This window comes from Sinorhizobium chiapasense (assembly GCF_045277575.1).
Taxonomy (GTDB): domain Bacteria; phylum Pseudomonadota; class Alphaproteobacteria; order Rhizobiales; family Rhizobiaceae; genus Ensifer; species Ensifer chiapasense_A.
Map to the genome: position 1 here is coordinate 3,764,650 of NZ_CP144205.1, position 18,303 is coordinate 3,782,952.

Here is an 18,303-nt window from a genome sequence, read left to right on the forward strand (position 1 = left end):
CCAATTTCTGTCAGTATCGTGCAGCGCGCGTCAGGAGCCGACCGTCCGTCGGTTCGACGCGGCAATATTCTGGCTGGCGCGCCAGTCCTTCATCAGCACCTGTCGGCGGCGGGGGTAGCGTGCCTCGATGACCGTCATCTGGCGCATGCGGTCGGCGCGGAAGTGTCGGAAGTCCAGGCGGAGTTCACACCAGGCCATGACCATGCGGACATTTTCGAAGAAGCCGAGTGCAAAAGGCCAGATCGTCCGCTCCGTTTCGCTGCCGTCGTTGTCGACGTAGCTGAGTTCCACCTTGCGTTCGTTGCGGATCGCCCGCCTGAGTGCGGCGATGTCGATGCCGTTGGTGGCCGGCGGGCTCGGCCCGACGAGCAGGGTGGAGCTATCCAGCTCGTCGCGAAGCTCGGCCGGGAGCACCGCTGCGATCTTGGCGAGCGCGTTCGCTGCGGCACCCGCGAGATCGTCGTCGGTGCGCTTGGAGACCCAGCGCGATCCGAGCACGAGTGCCTCGATTTCCTCCGCCGAGAACATCATCGGCGGCAGCATGAAGCCGGGTTTCAGCACATATCCGAGCCCCGGTTCGCCCTCGATATGGGCGCCCTGGGCCTGCAGGCTGGCGATGTCGCGATAGAGCGTTCTGAGACTGACGCCGGTTTCTTCCGCCAGCTTCTGGCCGCTCACCGGCTGGCGGTAGCGCCTCAGCACCTGCAGAAGATCGAGCAATCGTTCGGAGCGGGACAAGGCCAGCCTCCTATCGCCATCCTGATGCCATCAGGCCCGTTCGCCCCAGGCGAGCCAGTCGCGCATCAACTGGTGCGCAATCGCGCCCTTCGGCGGCGGAATATGCTCGTCGCCGGTATCGGCAACGCCGGTCGAGCGTTCGAGCATCGCGATCGTTTCCTCGCGGGTGAACCAGCGCACGTCCTCCAGTTCCTGCTCGTCCCGCTTGATGACGATCGATTTCGCTTCGGCATAGCAGCCGATCATCAACGTGTGCGGCATCGGCCAGGGCTGCGAGGCATGGTAGCGCACCCGGCCGATATGGATGCCGGACTCCTCGAACGTTTCGCGCCGCACCGCGTTTTCGATCGTCTCGCCGGGCTCGACGAAGCCGGCGAGGCAGGAATACATGCCCGGCGCGAAATGCGGGCTGCGGCCGAGCAGGCAGAGATCGCGTTCGAGGTCGATGGTCATCATGATGACGACTGGGTCCGTCCGCGGGAAGACCATATGGCCGCAGGCGGTGCAGACGCGACGGTAGCCGCCGGCTGCGCCTTCCATCGGTCCGGCACAGCGGCCGCAGAAGCGGTTGCTGGCGTTCCAGGTAATCAGGCTCGATCCTTGCGCGAACTGGCCGAGCAATTCCTCCGGCAGCATCTGTTGGCGGTAGAGCGTGCGGCCGTCGGCAATCTTGAACGGCTCAGTGATCGTCTCTTCGGTGAGACCGGTCGGCACCGCCAGCCGTGGCTCGCCGTTCGGCAGGTAGCCGAGCAGGATCGTCTCGTCGAGCATCGGTTCGAGCCCTTCGAGTTCGTAAGGGGCGAACAGCGGGTCGATGATCTTCTCGTCGTGCTTGACGATCAGCTTCGGTCCGGAGAAGGCCAGGAAATGGGCGCCCGGATGCTTGAGCGCCACTTCGACGCAATCGTCGGCGCGGTGTTCGGACTGGCGGTCCAGATGGTTTTCGGAAAAGGCGACGAGGGTACTTGGCTCCGGATGCGGGCTATGAAGGTCAAAGATCGATTTCGTCATGTTCAGAGGTTTTCCAGAATGCGCGCTGCGAAGGCCTGATGTTCTTTCTCGTCCCACGGCTCCGACTTGCCGAAGCCCCAGACTGGCCCCGGCCAGTTCGGGTCGCCGTCGCTGCGGGCAATGATATGCACATGTAGCTGCCGGACGATATTGCCCAATGCGCCGATATTGATCTTTTCGGCGCCGGTGACCTTCTTGAGGGCGTTTGCCGCCATCGTCGTCTCGAAGGTCAGCATCGTCTGGTCGAGCGGAGTCAGGTCGAAGATTTCCGAAATGCCTTCACGCTGCGGAATGAGCACGAGCCAGGGCCAGCGACGGTCATTCATCAGCCGCATCTGGCAAAGGCCGATCGAGGCGATCGGGATGCCGTCGCGTTCGAGCCGGTCGTCAAGGGTGAAGGTCGCCAACGCATTCTCCTCAGTCAAGACAACGGATTCGCCTTGTTTTGCATATCGATATCAGTTTTTTGATGGCTTGGCTTGCATTTGCTTTCGATATTGCCGATATGGAAGCCGGGAGGTTGGTGGTGGACGAGCCACTCGCCAACCGGGTCAGGTCCGGAAGGAAGCAGCCCTAACGAGCCCCGGCACGGGTCATCGTGCCAGCCTCCCACCTTTTCCGTCCTGTCGGGACAAGAGTTCGAACAGCGGCAGGGTCGATGAGCGACGACACGTCCATTTCATCCGTTGAGAAACCGGCCGCCTACCGTGTTCTGGCGCGCAAGTACCGCCCCAAGGATTTCTCTGACCTGATGGTCGGCCAGGAGCCGATGGTGCGCACGCTCACCAACGCTTTTGAAACGGGGCGCATCGCGCAGGCCTACATGCTGACCGGGGTGCGCGGGGTCGGCAAGACCACCACCGCCCGTATCCTCGCCCGCGCGCTGAACTACAAGACATCGGACACCGACAGGCCGACGATCGACCTGCGCGTGCCGGGCGAGCATTGCCAGGCGATCATGGACGGCCGCCATGTCGACGTCATCGAAATGGACGCCGCCTCGCATACCGGTATCGACGACATCAGAGAGATCATCGAGCAGGTGCGCTACCGCCCGGTCTCGGCGCGCTACAAGGTCTACATCATCGACGAAGTGCACATGCTCTCGACCCAGGCCTTCAACGGCCTGTTGAAGACGCTCGAAGAGCCGCCCGAGCATGTGAAGTTCATCTTCGCGACCACCGAAATCCGAAAAGTCCCGATCACGGTCCTGTCGCGTTGTCAGCGTTTCGATCTGCGTCGCATCAGCGCCTCTGATCTCGTCGGCCTGTTCTCGACGATCCTCGGCAAGGAAGGCGTTTCCTTCGATCCCGAGGCGCTCGCGATGGTCGCCCGCGCTGCCGAAGGCTCGGCACGCGACGGCTTGTCGCTGCTCGACCAGGCGATTGCGCACGGCGGCGGCGCGGTCGAGGTCGAGACCGTGCGCTCCATGCTCGGCCTTGCCGACCGCGCCCGTATCGTCGACCTCTTCGACCATATCATCAAAGGCGACGTTGCTGCGGCGCTTCAGGAATTCACCGCCCAGTATGAGGCCGGCGCCAATCCGACGGTCGTGCTGACCGACCTTGCCGATTTCACCCATCTGGTTACGCGGATGAAATACGTGCCGGATGCGGTCAACGATCAGTCGCTGAGCGAGATCGAACGCACCCGCGGCGCCGTCTTCGCCGAAAGCGTCGCCGTTACGGCGCTCTCGCGCATCTGGCAGATGCTTCTGAAGGGCATTTCGGAAGCCGAAAGTTCGTCGCGACCTGCGGGTGCGGCCGAAATGGTGCTGATCCGGCTGGCACATGCCGCACATCTGCCGGCGCCGGAAGAGGCTGCGCGGCGTCTGCTCGAGCTTTCCGGTGGCGAAGGCGGCGGTGCCCGCCCGGGATCGGCCGGCGGCAGCGGCGGCGGAGCCCAGGCCTCGCCCTCAGGCCCGGTTTCGGCGCAGGCCACCCAGGCGATACCGACGCAGCGCCCGACGAGCAATGGCGCGACGATGCTGCGCGCGGTGCCGGATGCGGCACCTGAGCCGGTCACGGTCGGTCGCATCGAGGAGCGGCCAATGGCAGTTACGGCCGCCAAGCCGCAGCCGTCGGTGCCGGTCAATTCGATCGCGGATATCGCCGAACTTTGTGCCAAGAACCGCGACATCAAGCTGAAGACGCTGGTGCGCGGCTTCCTGCGGCTCGTGCATATCGAGCCCGGTCGCCTGGACGTCAACGTCTCCGACGACGCGCCGAAGACGCTGCTCGGCGAGCTGGCCGTCAAGCTCAAGGAATGGACCGGCATCCATTGGATCGTCAGCTACAGCCGCGAGCGCGGTGAGCCGACGTTGATCGAGGCCGAGCAGCGGGCGCAGGAGCAACGCGTCAACGATGCGCGCCAGGATCCGGACGTTGCCGCCATTCTCGCCCGGTTCCCGGGCGCAAAGATCACCGACGTGCGCATTCGCGCCGTCGAGGAAGAGGCCGAGAGCGTTGCTCCGGCGACAGCCGAATCCGCCGATGGCGATATCGTCCCTGGCGACGACATCGAATAGTCCCGTCTGCGAGCAGAAACAGAACAACAGGAGACGACGATGCGCGACATCATGGGGATGATGGGCAAGGTCAAGGAAATGCAGGCCAAGATGGAGAAGATGCAGGCGGAGATCGCCGCAATCGAAGTCGACGGCACTTCCGGCGGTGGTCTGGTGACCGTCCGCCTCGACGGCAAAGGCACCCTCAAGAGCCTGAAGATCGACCCCTCGCTCTTCAAGGAAGATGATGTCGAGATCCTCGAAGACCTGATCGTTGCGGCCCACAAGGACGCCAAGGACAAGGCCGAAGCCGTCCAGGCGGAAAAGACCCGCGAACTGACCGCCGGTCTGCCGATCCCGCCCGGCATGAAGCTGCCGTTCTGATCGTCTTCGCCCTCGAAGAGATTGCAGGGCGTAAGCGCCCTGGTCCATCTATCCAGTCTATCCAGTCCGGGCAGACATAGCCGCTTTCGCTCCGCACGAGAGCGAGCTCGTCGCCAGGCAGGGCTTGCGACCACAGGCGCCCGAGATACCCTGAAAGCATCGTCCTGGCGCTTCGAAGGCGATTCCGTTCGGGGCCGATATGGGCTAAAAGCGCGGCATGGCAAAACGAGTCACCGGCCCCGAAATCGAAAAACTCATCCAGCTCCTGGCAAAGGTCCCGGGGCTCGGGCCGCGCTCGGCCCGCCGCGCCGCCCTCCATCTCGTCAAGAAGAAGGATCAGTTGCTGGGCCCGCTCGCCGATGCGATGGGCGAGGCGCACCGCAAGGTCCGGATCTGCTCCTGCTGCGGCAATGTCGATACGATCGATCCCTGCACCGTCTGCTCCGACGAGCGTCGCGACCAGTCGGTCATCATCGTCGTCGAGGACGTGTCCGATCTCTGGGCACTGGAACGGGCGGGGGCGCTGAACGCCGCCTATCATGTGCTCGGCGGTACGCTTTCGCCGCTCGACGGCGTCGGTCCTGACGATCTCAACATCAAGGGGCTCGTCCAGCGCGTCGCCAATGGCGGCGTTCGCGAACTGATCATCGCCGTCAATGCGACGGTCGAGGGCCAGACCACGGCGCACTACATCACCGACCAGCTCGAGGGCATGGAGGTGAAGATCACCCGGCTCGCCCATGGTGTACCGGTCGGCGGCGAGCTGGACTACCTCGACGAAGGCACGCTGGCGGCAGCACTTCGCGCCCGCACGTCGATCTGAAGGGATGCCGATGCGCTTGAAGTCTCGTGTTCGCTCACTATTTGCCGGTCGTGCACGCCTCCTTGCGGCCATCGCGGCCTTCCTTGCCCTTCACCTTCCCGCTCACGCCGTCACCAAGGCGGATGTCGAAGCTCAATTCCGCACCTGGCTGCAGAACGACCTCTGGCCGGAAGCGAAGCAGGCAGGCATTTCTGCCGGTTCGTTCAAGGCGGCGTTTTCCGAGGTGAAGCTCAACTGGGACCTGCCGGATCTGGCGCCGCCCGGTTTTCCGAAGCCGAAGGAGCAGAAGCAGAGCCAGGCGGAGTTCTCCTCGCCCGGCAGCTACTTTTCAGAGAAGCGCCTGCAGGGGCTCGCGGCGACCGGCCGCAGCCTTGCCTCCACCCATGCCTCGACCCTGAAGAAGATCGAACGCACCTATGGCGTCCCGGGTTCGGTGGTCGTGGCGATCTGGGGGCGTGAATCCGGCTTCGGCCGTGCCAAGATCCCCTATCCGGTCGTAGACGTGCTGGCGACCAAGGCCTTCATGTCGACGCGGCCCGATCTTTTCCGGCGTGAGCTGATCGCGGCGCTGCACATCCTCGACAGCGGCGACGTCGATGAGGCGGCGATGCGCGGCTCCTGGGCCGGCGCCATGGGCCAGCCGCAGTTCATGCCGTCGAGCTTCCTGCAATATGCCGTCGATTTCGACGGCGACGGCCGCCGCGACATCTGGAATTCGGTGCCGGACAGCCTGGCTTCGATCGCCAACTATCTCGTCAAGAAAGGCTGGCAGCGCGGCCGCGACTGGGGTTTTGAAGTGTCGATCCCCGAAGCCGTTTCCTGCGCGCAGGAAGGGCCGGACCTTGCCCGGCCGATCTCGGACTGGGCCGACAAGGGCATCACACGGATCTCCGGCAAGGGGTTCCCGTCGCACGAGCTTTCGGCATCCTCGATGATGCTGGTGCCGGCCGGCCGGCACGGGCCGGAATTCATCGTCACGCCGAACTTCTACGTGCTCAAGGAGTACAACAATTCCGACCTCTACGCGCTGTTCATCGGCAATCTCGCCGACCGCATCGCCACCGGCGGCGGCGCGTTCCGTGGCGACTGGGGCGACGTCGGCAACATGCTGCGCTCGGACGTTCTCGCGATGCAGAAGGCGCTCGTTGCCAAGGGATACGATGTCGGCAAGGTCGACGGTCTTCCCGGCTACAAGACGCGTCGCTCGCTCGGCGACTGGCAGGTAAAGAGCGGCCTTGCCGCGACCTGTTTCCCCGATGCTTCGCTGAAGGCGAAGCTGCGCTAGGTCGTTCCAGCCAGGCGCGGAATGCCGACACGAAAGAGGCCCTGCAGTGCAACGCCTCTGTTGTTGTCTCGGTCGATGTCGGTGCAGGCGCTGCCGAAGGACCTCAGTGCATGTCGACATTGACCTGGCGCTTGTAGCGCTCGTAGTGGGTCGGCACGATCGTCTGGCGCTCGATCATCCGGTGCACCCTCGGTGGTGCAGCGCCGCTGTGCAGCGCCGTCAGCTTGTCGCCCACGGCGGCGTCGGCCTGGGTGCGGCGCTGGTTGTGGCGCACATATTCGACCCAGGTCGGCACGTGGTAGGTCTCGGTCCAGGTGGTCGGGTTTTCGAGGTCGCGCATCAGCGCCCAATGTCCCGCGCCGTCACGGATGCGGATGCGCCGGCGTTCCGCCATCGTCGTCAGGAATTCCGGGATGTCGCCATCGGCAATCTCGTAGTCGATCATGATGACGATCGGGCCGCTGCGCGGCTTCAGATCCAGCTCGAGCGGCGGTTCGTTGAAGCGGTTGAGCGGATCGAGGTTCAGCGAAGTGAACTCCGGCAGGGGCAGCCGGAAGCCGACCACGACGCCAGCGAACATCAGCAGACAGGAGCCCATCAGTGCGTTGGCGGCGCCGTATTGTTCGGCGGCCGTACCCCAGAGCCAGCTGCCGCCGGCAATGCCGCCGAAGGTCATCGTCTGGTAGAGCGAAAGGGCCCGCCCGACGACCCAGCGCGGCGTCGAAAGCTGTACGGTCGTGTTGAAGAGCGACAGCGCCAGCACCCAGCAGGCACCGGAGATGAGCAGCACGAGACAGCTCAGCCAGGCATAGGTGCTGATCGCCGTGATCACGGCGCTGGCGGCAAAACCGGTGAAGGCGATGCGCACGATCGCTTCGCTCGACAGCTTCTCTCGCAAGCGCGCGCTGAGCAGCGCCCCGCCGATCGCCCCGAGGCCGAAGGCGCCGAGCATCAGGCCGTAGGTGAGCGGCCCGCCTTGAACGAGGTCGCGAGCGACGAGCGGCAGCAGTGCGAGGATCGCGCTGGCCGAGAGGCCGAAGAGGAAGCCGCGCAACAGCACCTTGCCGATGTTGGGCGACATGGCGACATAGCGCAGGCCCGCGGATATGGCGCGGCCCAGCGTCTCGCGCGGCAGGGTGTTCGTCGGCACCTCTCGGCGCCAGCGCAGCAGCGCGAAAAGGATCGCGAAATAGCTGAGCGTGTTGGCGAAAAAGGCGGACGCAGCACCGGCCGCCGCAACGATCGCACCACCGATGGCGGGGCCGACGCTGCGGGTGATGTTGAAGCCCATGCTGTTCAGCGCCACTGCGGCTGGCAGGTCGTCACGCGGGACCATGTCGCCGACCGAGGCCTGCCAGGATGGGTTGTTGAGCGCCGTACCGCAGCCGATGAGGAAGGTGAAGAGCAGGAGCAGCCAGGGCGTGATCAGCCCGACATAGGCACAGATCGTCAGGAGCGCCGAGACGAGCAGCATGAAACACTGCGCCACCAGCATGATCCGCCGTCGATCGAAATTGTCGGCAAGCGCACCCGAGACGAGCGAAAAGAGCATGATCGGCAGCGAGGTCGATGCCTGCACCAGCGCCACCATGTTCGCCGATGAGGAGATCGAGGTCATCAGCCAGGCGGCGCCGACCGATTGGATGAGGCCGCCGAAGTTGGATGCGAGGCTCGCAATCCAGATCGTGCGGAAGATGTCGTGCTTGAAGGGTGCAAGCGGCGAAATACGGTGGGGCACCTCGTCTTCTCTCTTGTCCTTGATTGTCGTCTCGAAGCGGTTCGATTCCTGTTATAGGCCGGAGGACGCGAAGTGCCACCCGCTGAAATTGACCTTGTCGTCGAAGATCGTCGGCTGGGCGCGGATCGAGGCATTCGGAGCGGATGGCCCAACGCCTTGCAATTTGCGGCGATGAAGCGTATATGAGCCTCAAATTCTTGATCGGTAGATGAAGAGTGGGCCCGTCAGGACCCGCTCTTTTTTATTAGCCGGTCCGATGAGGAGATGATCGTTTGTCCGATACGACAACGGCTGAAAATGCAAATGAACCGCGCCTGATCACCGAAACCGGTCTCGACCAGCGCATTGCCGATATCATCGAGCCGGTCATTGTGCCGATGGGCTACCGCCTGGTGCGCGTGCGCATGTCCGGCCAGAACGGACTGACGCTGCAGATCATGGCCGAGCGCAACGACGGCACCATGACCGTCGAGGACTGCGAAGAGATCTCCAAGGCCATTTCGCCGGTGCTCGATGTGGAAGATCCGATCGACAAGGCGTATCATCTCGAAGTGTCGTCGCCGGGCATCGACCGCCCGATGGTGCGCAAGTCCGACTTCTTCCGCTGGCAGGGTCACCTGCTGAAATGCGAGACGTCGGTTCTGGTCGATGGCCGCAAGCGGTTCCGCGGCAAGATCGTTTCCGTCGACGACGATGGTTTCCGGCTCGAGCGCGACCAGCCTGCGTATGGTGAGGAACCGGTTGTCGTCATCCCGTTCACCACGCTTTCCGAAGCGCGGCTGATCCTGACCGACGATCTGATCCGCGATGCGCTGACGGCCGACAAGAAGGCGAAGGCTGCGCGCGCCGCGAACGAGAATTTCGAAGACGAAGATTCACCTATTGAGGAATAAGTCGGGCGGAGCGTGAAGCCCCCTGCAACCCAAACGGAGACAAGACATGGCAGTCAGTGCTAACCGGCTCGAGCTTCTGCAGATCGCGGATGCCGTCGCGCGTGAAAAGGTGATCGACCGCGAGATCGTTCTGGCCGCAATGGCCGATGCGATCCAGAAGGCCGCCCGCTCGCGCTATGGGTCGGAATCGAACATCCGCGCCGACATCAACTCGAAGACCGGTGAAATCCGCCTGCAGCGACTCCTGGAAGTCGTCGAGAAGGCTGACGACTATTCCACGCAGATTCCGCTCGAGCTTGCTCGCGATCGCAATCCGGATGCCAAGCTCGGCGATTTCATCGCCGATCCGCTTCCGCCGATGGACTTCGGCCGTATTGCCGCCCAGTCGGCCAAGCAGGTCATCGTGCAGAAGGTCCGTGAAGCCGAGCGTGATCGCCAGTACGACGAGTTCAAGGATCGCGTCGGCGAGATCGTCAACGGCACGGTCAAGCGCGTCGAATACGGCAACGTCATCGTCGACCTCGGTCGTGGCGAAGGCATCATCCGCCGTGACGAGATGATCCCGCGCGAAAACATGCGCTACGGCGACCGCGTCCGCGCCTTCGTCTACGACGTTCGCCGCGAGCAGCGCGGCCCGCAGATCTTCCTGTCGCGTACCCATCCGCAGTTCATGGTGAAGCTCTTCACCATGGAAGTGCCCGAGATCTACGACGGCATCATTCAGATCAAGTCGGTTGCCCGTGACCCGGGTTCGCGCGCCAAGATCGCAGTGGTCTCGAACGACTCGTCGATCGACCCGGTCGGCGCCTGCGTCGGTATGCGCGGCTCGCGCGTTCAGGCGGTCGTCGGCGAACTCCAGGGCGAAAAGATCGACATCATTCCGTGGTCGCAGGATCCGGCGTCGTTCATCGTCAATGCGCTGCAGCCGGCGGAAGTGGCCAAGGTCGTTCTCGACGAAGATGCGGAGCGCATCGAAGTGGTCGTTCCGGACGAGCAGCTTTCGCTCGCCATCGGCCGTCGCGGCCAGAACGTTCGCCTCGCGTCGCAGCTGACCGGCTGGGACATCGACATCCTCACCGAGCAGGAAGAGAGCGAGCGTCGCCAGAAGGAATTCACCGAGCGCACCAACCTCTTCATGGAAGCACTCGACGTCGACGAAATGGTCGGCCAGGTTCTGGCTTCCGAGGGCTTTGCCGCCGTCGAGGAGCTCGCCTATGTCGATCTCGACGAAATCTCGTCGATCGACGGCTTCGACGAGGAGACCGCAACCGAGATCCAGACCCGTGCGCGCGAGTTCCTCGACAAGCTCGAAGCGGAAATGGATGCCAAGCGCAAGGAGCTCGGCGTTGCCGACGAGCTGCGCTCGATCGACGGCCTGACGAGCCAGATGCTCGTTGCGCTGGGCGAAGAAGGCATCAAGACGATCGAGGACTTTGCCGGTTGCGCCGCCGATGATCTCGTCGGCTGGAGCGAGCGCAAGGACGGCGAGACCAAGCGCTTCGAGGGCACTTTCTCGAAGTTCGACGTTTCGCGCGCCGAAGCCGAAGCCATGATCGTTCAGGCCCGTCTGGCGGCCGGTTGGATCACGGAAGAGGATCTGGCAAGCGATGAGGCCGAAGGCGAAGAGCCGATCGACGTTGCCGAAGGCGCCGAGCAGGACGCCTAAGGACGATGATCGCCTCTGATGATGCCGACGCCCTGCCCTCGGATAGGGGGCCGAAGGATCGGAACGGCAGCACGCGGACCTGCATCGTCACCCGTGAAAGCGGTTCGCCCGACGAGTTGATCCGCTTCGTTGCCGGGCCCGACGGTCGCGTCGTTCCCGATCTGAAGCGGCAGCTTCCGGGACGCGGCTGCTGGGTGAAGGCCGAGCGGGCGCTCGTCGAAAAGGCGGTGGCGAAGAAGTTCTTCGCCCGCGCCCTGAAGGCGGACGTCAAGGCCGACGCGACGCTTGCCGACGACGTCGACCGGCTGCTCGCCGAGCAGTTGGCCGGCATGATGAACATGGCGCGCAAGGCGGCTCAGTTCATCTCCGGCGCGACGAAGACGGAGCAGGCCGTGCGCGGACTTGCGGCGCTTGCCGTATTCCATGCGGCCGATGCTGCGGCCGACGGCGTGCGCAAGATAGACCAGGCCCGCAAGGCGATGAGCTTCGTGGCCGACGACGAAACGGAAATACCTTCGTTCCGTCCCTTCACCGGGGCGGAAATGGAGGGCCTTTTGGGAAGTAATGCTTTTATCCATGCCGCAGCGCTTGCAGGGCAGGCGGGTGAGGGTGTAGTGAAGCGCGCAATCATGCTCGAAAAGTACCGAGGATCCGTCCCGGTCCGGGCCGAAGGCGGCGCTGGCAAGCCACAGCAATGACGCGCGTCACCGGCGAGTGCCGGCATCGCGGGTATTGTTTGAGACAAATTGGAAGACGGGGTCGGGTGATACGCATCCGGGCCTGATCGCTAGGAACGGAACGGAATGACCGACGACAAAGACGACAAGACCATCAGCGTAGCAGGCAAGAAGACGCTGACCCTGAAGCCCCATGGGGTTCAGCAGGGAACGGTGCGTCAGGACATGGGCCGCGGCCGCACCAAAGCGGTCGTGGTCGAAACCAGAAAGCGCCCGACTTCTTTCAATCGGCACAAGGACGAGCGCCCGATCACGCCCGTGAGCGCGGCTCCCGCCGCGCGGCCGGCAGAGCAGCGCCCTCAACAGCCGCAGCCTTCGGGCCGTCCGGCGCCGCAGCCACAGGCACATCAGCCGCGCCAGGAGCAGAACCGCCCGCGCGTCGGCGTCGTCCTGAACGATCTCTCCGCCGGTGAGATGGAAGCCCGTCGTCGCGCCCTGGCCGAAGCCCAGATCCGCGATGCCGAGGAAGCCAAGCGCCGCGCCGAGGATGAAGCCCGCCGCAAGCGCGAGGAAGAAGAACGGATCCTCCGCGAGAAGGAAGAGGCAGAGCGTCGCGCCGCTGAAGAAGCTGCGCGCGTCGTTGCCGAGAAGCCGGCCGAACCGGTCGCGGAGCGCCCTGCTGCCGCCGCGGTCGCTGCACCGGCGCCCGTCGCCGAGCGTCGCCCCGACAATCGTCCGCAATCGCCGCGTCCGGCACCTGCTGCCGCACCGCCGGCACCTGCGGGCGTTGCTGCCCGTGGTCGCCGCAGCGATGACGAAGACGACGATCGCGGCTCGCGCAGCAATGCCGGCCCGGCGCGCGGCAAGGTCGTGCGTCCTGAGCCCGCCAAGGTTCCGGCCCGCCCGAAGGGCGACGACGGCCGCCGCCAGGGCAAGCTGACGCTGACGGCTGCGGTCGACGAGGACGGCGGCCAGCGCAACCGTTCGCTGTCGGCCATGCGTCGCCGCCAGGAGAAGTTCAAGCGCAGCCAGATGCAGGAAACCCGCGAGAAGATCTCGCGCGAAGTGGTCCTGCCGGAGACCATCACCATTCAGGAACTGTCGCAGCGCATGTCCGAACGCGCCGTCGACGTCATCAAGTACCTGATGAAGGAAGGTCAGATGATGAAGCCCGGCGATCTGATCGACGCCGACATGGCAGAACTCATCGCCGGCGAATTCGGCCACACGGTCAAGCGCGTTTCGGAATCCGACGTCGAAGAGGGCATCTTCAACGTTTCGGACGCCGAAGAGGAGATGCTGCCGCGTCCGCCGATTGTTACGATCATGGGGCACGTCGACCACGGCAAGACCTCGCTGCTCGATGCGATCCGCCACGCCAACGTGGTGGCCGGCGAAGCCGGTGGCATCACCCAGCACATCGGCGCCTACCAGGTCGAGCAGAACGGCAACAAGATCACCTTCATCGATACCCCTGGCCACGCGGCGTTCACCGCCATGCGTGCCCGCGGTGCCCAGGCGACCGATATCGCGATCCTGGTGGTTGCGGCTGACGACAGCGTGATGCCGCAGACGATCGAATCGATCAACCATGCCAAGGCGGCCGGCGTTCCGATCATCGTGGCGATCAACAAGATCGACAAGCCGACGGCGAACGCGCAGAAGGTTCGCACCGAACTGCTGCAGCACGAAGTCTTCGTCGAATCCATGGGCGGTGAAGTCCTCGACGTGGAAGTGTCCGCGAAGAACGGCACCAACCTCGACAAGCTCCTGGAAGCGATCCTGCTTCAGGCCGAAATTCTCGACCTCAAGGCCAATCCGAACCGGACGGCCGAAGGTACGGTGGTCGAAGCCGAGCTTGACCGTGGCCGCGGTGCGGTTGCGACCGTCCTCGTCCAGAAGGGCACGCTGAAGCCCGGCCAGATCATCGTTGCCGGTGATCAGTGGGGCCGTGTGCGCGCGCTCGTCAACGACAAGGGTGAGCACGTCAAGGATGCCGGTCCGTCGATGCCGGTCGAGGTTCTCGGCCTTTCGGGCACGCCGGCTGCCGGTGACAAGTTCGCCGTCGTCGAAAACGAAGGCCGCGCCCGCGAGATCTCCGAATACCGCCAGCGGCTTGCTCGCGAGAAGGCGGTTGCTCGCCAGTCCGGCTCGCGCGGTTCGCTCGAGCAGATGATGAGCCAGCTCCAGACCTCTGGTCTCAAGGAGTTCCCGCTGGTCATCAAGGGCGACGTGCAGGGTTCGATCGAAGCGATCGCCGGTGCTCTCGAAAAGCTCGGAACCGACGAAGTGCGTGCGCGCATCGTGCATTCGGGTGCCGGTGGTATCACCGAGTCCGACATCTCGCTCGCCGAAGCGTCGGATGCCGCGATCATCGGCTTCAACGTCCGCGCCAACGCGCAGGCCCGTTCGGCCGCCGAGCGTGCCGGCATCGAGATCCGCTATTACAACATCATCTACGATCTGGTGGATGACGTGAAGGCGGCGATGTCGGGTCTGCTCTCGCCCGAGCGCCGCGAAACCTTCCTCGGCAACGCCGAGATCCTGGAGGTGTTCAACATCACCAAGGTCGGCAAGGTCGCGGGTTGCCGCGTCACAGAAGGCAAGGTCGAGCGTGGCGTCGGCGTCCGTCTGGTTCGCGACAACGTCGTTATCCACGAAGGCAAGCTCAAGACCCTCAAGCGCTTCAAGGACGAGGTCTCGGAAGTCAACGTCGGTCAGGAATGCGGCATGGCCTTCGAGAACTACGAAGACATCCGCGCCGGCGACACGATCGAGTGCTTCCGCGTCGAGCACATCACGCGGACGCTTTAAGGTCCGTCCGATTAGAGATTATGCGGGCGCCGGGTTATCCTTCGGCGCTCGCATTTTTTTGAGGTACCGTCCATGAGCAAAGCCACATCCTCTGCCCCTTCACAGCGCATGCTGCGCGTCGGCGAACAGGTGCGCGCTGCCATTACCCAGGTTCTGCAGCGTGGCGAAGTCCGCGATCCCGTGATCGAGAAGACCGTCATCGCGATCTCGGAAGTGCGCATGTCGCCTGATCTGAAGATTGCCACGGCCTATGTCACGCCGCTCGGCGTGCCCAATCATGCCGAGGTCATCGAGGCGCTGAACCGCAATGCCAAGTACATTCGCGGCCGCCTCGGCCCGCAGCTTCGGCAGATGAAATACATGCCCGACGTTCGTTTCCGCGACGATACGAGCTTCGACAACTACAAGAAGATCGATGCGCTCCTGCGTTCTCCGGAAGTCAGCCGCGATCTCGACCAGACCAGCGAAGACGAAGAATAGTAGATTTCATGTCCAAACCGCGTAAGCCCAAGGGCCGCCCGATTTCGGGCTGGCTGATCCTCGACAAGCCGCTCGACTTCGGCTCCACCGAAGCCGTCTCGAAGATCAAGTGGCTGTTCAAGGCCCAGAAGGCCGGCCATGCCGGCACGCTCGACCCGCTGGCCTCCGGCATGCTGCCGATCGCGCTTGGCGATGCGACGAAGACCGTCCCTTACGTGATGGACGGCCGCAAGATCTACGAATTCACCGTTGCCTGGGGTGAGGAACGTTCGACCGACGATCTCGAAGGCGAGGTCACGCACTCGTCGAGCGAACGGCCGATCGAAGAGGCGATCCGTGCGCTGCTGCCGAAATATACCGGCGTCATCAGCCAGGTGCCGCCGCAGTTCTCGGCGATCAAGATCGACGGCGAGCGCGCCTACGATCTCGCCCGCGACGGCGAGACGGTCGAGATCCCCGCCCGCGAGGTCGAGGTGCACCGCTTGACGCTCCTGGGGGCCGCTCCCAACCTCGCGCATTTCGAAATCGAATGCGGCAAGGGTACCTATGTGCGCTCGCTCGCCCGCGACATGGGGCGCGATCTCGGCTGTTTCGGCCATATCGCCTCGCTGCGTCGCACCTTCGTCGCGCCGTTTGGTGAAGAGGACATGGTGCCGCTCGCCGATCTGGTGGCGCTGGAAAAAATCGAGAGCGACGAAGAGCGCCTGGCTGCGCTCGACGCATATCTGATCGAGACTGGCGAGGCGCTTTCCAACCTGCCGCATGTCGCCGTCAACGATGACCAGGCGCACCGCCTGAGAATGGGCAACCCGATCATTCTGCGCGGCCGCGATGCCCCGCTTGCGACGCCTGAAGCCTATGCGACGGCACGCGGCAAGCTGGTTGCGATCGGCGAGATCGCCGAGGGCGAGTTCCGGCCGAAGCGTGTCTTCGCCACCGGCTAAACGCCCGGAAGCGTTTGCCTTTGCCCCATCCTTGACGCATGATCCCCGGCATGGGCTTCTAATCCATCCGAGGTGATTCCGTTTCTTGCCGTGCTCCAGACCCGAATGGCGGTCACGCCGCCTTCGACAGCGTCCGCCGAACGCGGCTGTGCCGCGGCTCGGTATGAAGACGGGCGACTGAGGTGACGGGCGTGCTGGACGAAGGAAAGCGAAGGGCGGCGAATGGCCTGTCGGCGATCGTCGATCTCCTTCGCCATCGCCTGACCCGGCCTTTCAGTTTCTATCTGACGTCGCTGCTGCTGGTGGCCATCGTTCCGGCCTTCATCTTTTCGCTCGTGGTGCTGAAGCGCAGCGTCGACCAGCAGGAACAGGTGATCACGGCGCTGCTGCAGGCCTCGACCGGGTCGGTGACGCGTATCGTCGAGCGTGACATCGAAGGCATGCTGACGACACTGAAGGTGCTGTCGACATCGCAAGAAATCGAAGGCGGCAACATGCAGGCCTTCTATGGCAGGGCCTCGACCGCGCTCGCCGAAACGGATTCCTACCTGATCGTCATCGACCGGAAGCACAACCAGCGGCTCAACACGCGCGTGCCTTTCGGCGCGCAGCTCAGCAAGGCCTCGGATCCGGACTCCGTCGAGCGCGCCTTCACCAACAGCGGCGCGCCACTCGTCTCCAACGTCTTCTTCGGCCAGACCGCCGGAAAATGGGTGTTCAACGTTTACCTGCCGGCGAAACTTCCGACCGGCGAGGAGTATCTGCTGACGCTCACGCAAAACGCCGAGAACATGGCCAAGGCCGTTAACCGCGATACGCTCTCGCCCGGCTGGAACGCAGCGCTGGTCGATGGCGCAGGCAAGGTCATCGTTTCCTCGGATGCGGCGGTCAAGGCCGGTCAGCCGTTCTTTCTCGACAAAGTGCCGGCGATCAGCATTGGTGTGCGCAACATCAGCGAAGGCGGCACGGAATACCGGGTGGCCACCGAGTTCTCAGTGATCACCGGCTGGCGGATCATTGCCTGGGCGCCGCGCGCGACGGTCGATGCGCCTGCCGTCTGGTCCTTCCTCTGGCTGTCGCTCGGCGGCATCATCTTCGCCGGCATCGCGATCGCCGGCTCGCTGGCGATCGCGCGGCTGTTGTCGCAGGGCGTCAAGCTCGTGGCCCAGGATGCGCGCCGTCTCGGCGCCGGCGAACGGATCGAATCCCGGCCGCACATGATCGCCGAGGTCGAGCAGGTCTCGGCAGCGCTGGCACGCGCCGCGGCGGCGCGCAGCAAGGCGGAAAACGAGATCCGCTTCCTCATGCGCGAGGTGGCGCACCGCTCGAAGAACCAGCTGACCGTCATCCAGTCCATGCTGAACCAATCGGTCTATTCGGCCGAGAGTGCCGCGGACTTCGCCGACTCCTTCCGCAAGCGTATTGCCGGGCTTGCGCGCTCCACGGATCTGATGGTTGCCAATGCGGCGCAAGGCGTCGATTTCCGCGAGCTCGCGCTCAACCAATTGCAGCCGTTTACGCCCGACGATCCGAAACGCATGATCCTTTCCGGCCCCGCCCTGAGGCTCGACACGCAGATCTCCCAGACGCTCGGCATGGCCCTGCACGAACTTGCGACGAATGCCACCAAATATGGCGCGCTTGCCAACACCACCGGGGTCGTCAAGCTGAGCTGGTCGCTGGAGGATGACGGCATTGCCATTCGCTGGCGGGAGGAGGGCGCTGATCTCGCCGGCAAGCCTTCGGATCCGGTCCGCAAGGGCTTCGGGACCCTGGTGTTGGAGCGCATGCTCGGCATGGCGCTGAACGCGGCGCTGGAGCGGGTAATGCATGCCGACGGCATTGAATGGCGGATCACCATTCCCCGCGAGGAGAAGGAAGAAGGGGCATGAAGGCGAACCGGAAGAAGGCGCCCGCGATGAAACGGTCTTTCGGTCGTCTGTCTGTGTTGGCCGCGATCCCGGTGCTCGTCCTGTCAACCGGCGGGCCGGCGCGCGGTACGGAGATTGCTTGCACCGTCGCGGACCCGACCGGGACGCCGCTTAATATCCGCGACGCGCCGAACGGTCGGGTCGTGATGACGCTGTCAAACGGAACGAAGGTGACGAAGACGGGAGAGCGCAATCTCGAGGGCAAGCGCTGGTCTCTGGTCGCCAATGAGACCGGCGCGCTTGGCTGGGCTTTTTCAGCCTATCTCGACTGCGTTTCCGTCAATCGCGACCTGCAGAAATCCGCGCCGATGCGACCGCGCCCGACGAGCAACTGATACGTCCTGCCGGCCTCCCGGAGCGCCGGTTGATGACCCTTTCCTTTTTCATCCATTTCGTTTATAGGCACGCCAGCA

16 protein-coding genes and 1 other RNA gene are annotated in these 18,303 nt (G+C 64.0%); 13 read left to right on the top strand and 4 right to left on the bottom strand.

Translation table 11 applies throughout. From position 1 onward, the window contains the following. Positions 1-30 precede the first annotated feature (30 nt). The 3 genes from QM996_RS18065 to QM996_RS18075 are packed head-to-tail and all read right to left on the bottom strand — an operon-like array spanning position 31 to position 2,156. On the bottom strand, positions 31-738 hold the full coding sequence (locus QM996_RS18065; RefSeq protein WP_500268606.1) for a helix-turn-helix transcriptional regulator: 708 nt from the start codon (positions 736-738) through the stop codon (positions 31-33). Positions 739-768: 30 nt separating this feature from the next. Next, positions 769-1,749, bottom strand: coding sequence for an NAD(+) diphosphatase (gene nudC, locus QM996_RS18070; protein ID WP_500268607.1), 981 nt, complete (start codon positions 1,747-1,749; stop codon positions 769-771). Between the two features lie 2 nt (positions 1,750-1,751). After that, positions 1,752-2,156 (bottom strand): HIT family protein, encoded by a 405-nt coding sequence (locus QM996_RS18075; RefSeq protein ID WP_500268608.1) that lies wholly within the window; start codon positions 2,154-2,156, stop codon positions 1,752-1,754. Between the two features lie 108 nt (positions 2,157-2,264). Between QM996_RS18075 and ffs the strand changes: the two genes are divergently transcribed. The 5 genes from ffs (at position 2,265) to QM996_RS18100 (ending at position 6,747) form a co-directional block, all read left to right on the top strand. Further along, positions 2,265-2,362, top strand: an RNA gene (gene ffs / locus QM996_RS18080) — signal recognition particle sRNA small type. A 45-nt stretch (positions 2,363-2,407) separates the two neighbouring features. Further along, positions 2,408-4,276, top strand: a complete 1,869-nt coding sequence (locus QM996_RS18085; protein WP_500268609.1) for a DNA polymerase III subunit gamma/tau — start codon at positions 2,408-2,410, stop codon at positions 4,274-4,276. A gap of 39 nt (positions 4,277-4,315) precedes the next feature. After that, the gene (locus tag QM996_RS18090; protein ID WP_500268610.1) at positions 4,316-4,639 is read left to right on the top strand and encodes a YbaB/EbfC family nucleoid-associated protein; all 324 of its coding nucleotides are present in this window, start codon (positions 4,316-4,318) and stop codon (positions 4,637-4,639) included. A gap of 217 nt (positions 4,640-4,856) precedes the next feature. Next, on the top strand, positions 4,857-5,462 hold the full coding sequence (recR, locus tag QM996_RS18095; protein WP_429810731.1) for a recombination mediator RecR: 606 nt from the start codon (positions 4,857-4,859) through the stop codon (positions 5,460-5,462). A gap of 10 nt (positions 5,463-5,472) precedes the next feature. Further along, positions 5,473-6,747, top strand: coding sequence for a lytic murein transglycosylase (locus QM996_RS18100; RefSeq protein ID WP_500268611.1), 1,275 nt, complete (start codon positions 5,473-5,475; stop codon positions 6,745-6,747). A 103-nt stretch (positions 6,748-6,850) separates the two neighbouring features. Here the strand turns inward: QM996_RS18100 and QM996_RS18105 are convergent, their stop codons facing one another. Continuing rightward, positions 6,851-8,485, bottom strand: coding sequence for an MFS transporter (locus tag QM996_RS18105; RefSeq protein WP_500268612.1), 1,635 nt, complete (start codon positions 8,483-8,485; stop codon positions 6,851-6,853). 272 nt (positions 8,486-8,757) lie between these two features. On the opposite strand from QM996_RS18105, the gene rimP reads away from it, so the two are divergent. The 8 genes from rimP (at position 8,758) to QM996_RS18145 (ending at position 18,225) form a co-directional block, all read left to right on the top strand. Continuing rightward, positions 8,758-9,378, top strand: coding sequence for a ribosome maturation factor RimP (gene rimP / locus QM996_RS18110; protein WP_173515164.1), 621 nt, complete (start codon positions 8,758-8,760; stop codon positions 9,376-9,378). A 46-nt stretch (positions 9,379-9,424) separates the two neighbouring features. Next, a complete protein-coding gene (gene nusA / locus QM996_RS18115; protein WP_500268613.1) occupies positions 9,425-11,044 on the top strand; it encodes a transcription termination/antitermination protein NusA in 1,620 nt (539 codons plus the stop codon). 5 nt (positions 11,045-11,049) lie between these two features. Next, a complete protein-coding gene (locus tag QM996_RS18120; protein ID WP_500268614.1) occupies positions 11,050-11,742 on the top strand; it encodes a YlxR family protein in 693 nt (230 codons plus the stop codon). Between the two features lie 105 nt (positions 11,743-11,847). Beyond that, the gene (gene infB, locus QM996_RS18125; protein ID WP_500268615.1) at positions 11,848-14,535 is read left to right on the top strand and encodes a translation initiation factor IF-2; all 2,688 of its coding nucleotides are present in this window, start codon (positions 11,848-11,850) and stop codon (positions 14,533-14,535) included. Positions 14,536-14,607: 72 nt separating this feature from the next. Then, the gene (gene rbfA / locus QM996_RS18130; RefSeq protein WP_173515168.1) at positions 14,608-15,015 is read left to right on the top strand and encodes a 30S ribosome-binding factor RbfA; all 408 of its coding nucleotides are present in this window, start codon (positions 14,608-14,610) and stop codon (positions 15,013-15,015) included. 8 nt (positions 15,016-15,023) lie between these two features. Continuing rightward, a complete protein-coding gene (gene truB / locus QM996_RS18135; RefSeq protein ID WP_500268616.1) occupies positions 15,024-15,959 on the top strand; it encodes a tRNA pseudouridine synthase B in 936 nt (311 codons plus the stop codon). A gap of 182 nt (positions 15,960-16,141) precedes the next feature. After that, positions 16,142-17,851 carry a sensor histidine kinase gene (locus tag QM996_RS18140; RefSeq protein ID WP_500268617.1) on the top strand — a complete coding sequence of 570 codons (1,710 nt, stop codon included), beginning with the start codon at positions 16,142-16,144 and terminating at the stop codon, positions 17,849-17,851. Beyond that, on the top strand, positions 17,848-18,225 hold the full coding sequence (locus QM996_RS18145) for an SH3 domain-containing protein (protein ID WP_500268618.1): 378 nt from the start codon (positions 17,848-17,850) through the stop codon (positions 18,223-18,225). The genes QM996_RS18140 and QM996_RS18145 overlap by 4 nt, the downstream gene beginning before the upstream one ends. The last annotated feature ends 78 nt before the right edge of the window (positions 18,226-18,303 follow it).

Excerpts from the sequence above, each read along its gene's own strand:
- nusA (WP_500268613.1), top strand. The coding sequence starts at position 9,425 with ATGGCAGTCAGTGCTAACCGGCTCGAGCTTCTGCAGATCGCGGATGCC.
- nudC (WP_500268607.1), bottom strand. The coding sequence starts at position 1,749 with ATGACGAAATCGATCTTTGACCTTCATAGCCCGCATCCGGAGCCAAGT.
- QM996_RS18100 (WP_500268611.1), top strand. The coding sequence starts at position 5,473 with ATGCGCTTGAAGTCTCGTGTTCGCTCACTATTTGCCGGTCGTGCACGC.
- QM996_RS18090 (WP_500268610.1), top strand. The coding sequence starts at position 4,316 with ATGCGCGACATCATGGGGATGATGGGCAAGGTCAAGGAAATGCAGGCC.
- QM996_RS18120 (WP_500268614.1), top strand. The coding sequence starts at position 11,050 with ATGATCGCCTCTGATGATGCCGACGCCCTGCCCTCGGATAGGGGGCCG.
- recR (WP_429810731.1), top strand. The coding sequence starts at position 4,857 with ATGGCAAAACGAGTCACCGGCCCCGAAATCGAAAAACTCATCCAGCTC.
- QM996_RS18085 (WP_500268609.1), top strand. The coding sequence starts at position 2,408 with ATGAGCGACGACACGTCCATTTCATCCGTTGAGAAACCGGCCGCCTAC.
- rbfA (WP_173515168.1), top strand. The coding sequence starts at position 14,608 with ATGAGCAAAGCCACATCCTCTGCCCCTTCACAGCGCATGCTGCGCGTC.
- infB (WP_500268615.1), top strand. The coding sequence starts at position 11,848 with ATGACCGACGACAAAGACGACAAGACCATCAGCGTAGCAGGCAAGAAG.
- QM996_RS18145 (WP_500268618.1), top strand. The coding sequence starts at position 17,848 with ATGAAGGCGAACCGGAAGAAGGCGCCCGCGATGAAACGGTCTTTCGGT.
- truB (WP_500268616.1), top strand. The coding sequence starts at position 15,024 with ATGTCCAAACCGCGTAAGCCCAAGGGCCGCCCGATTTCGGGCTGGCTG.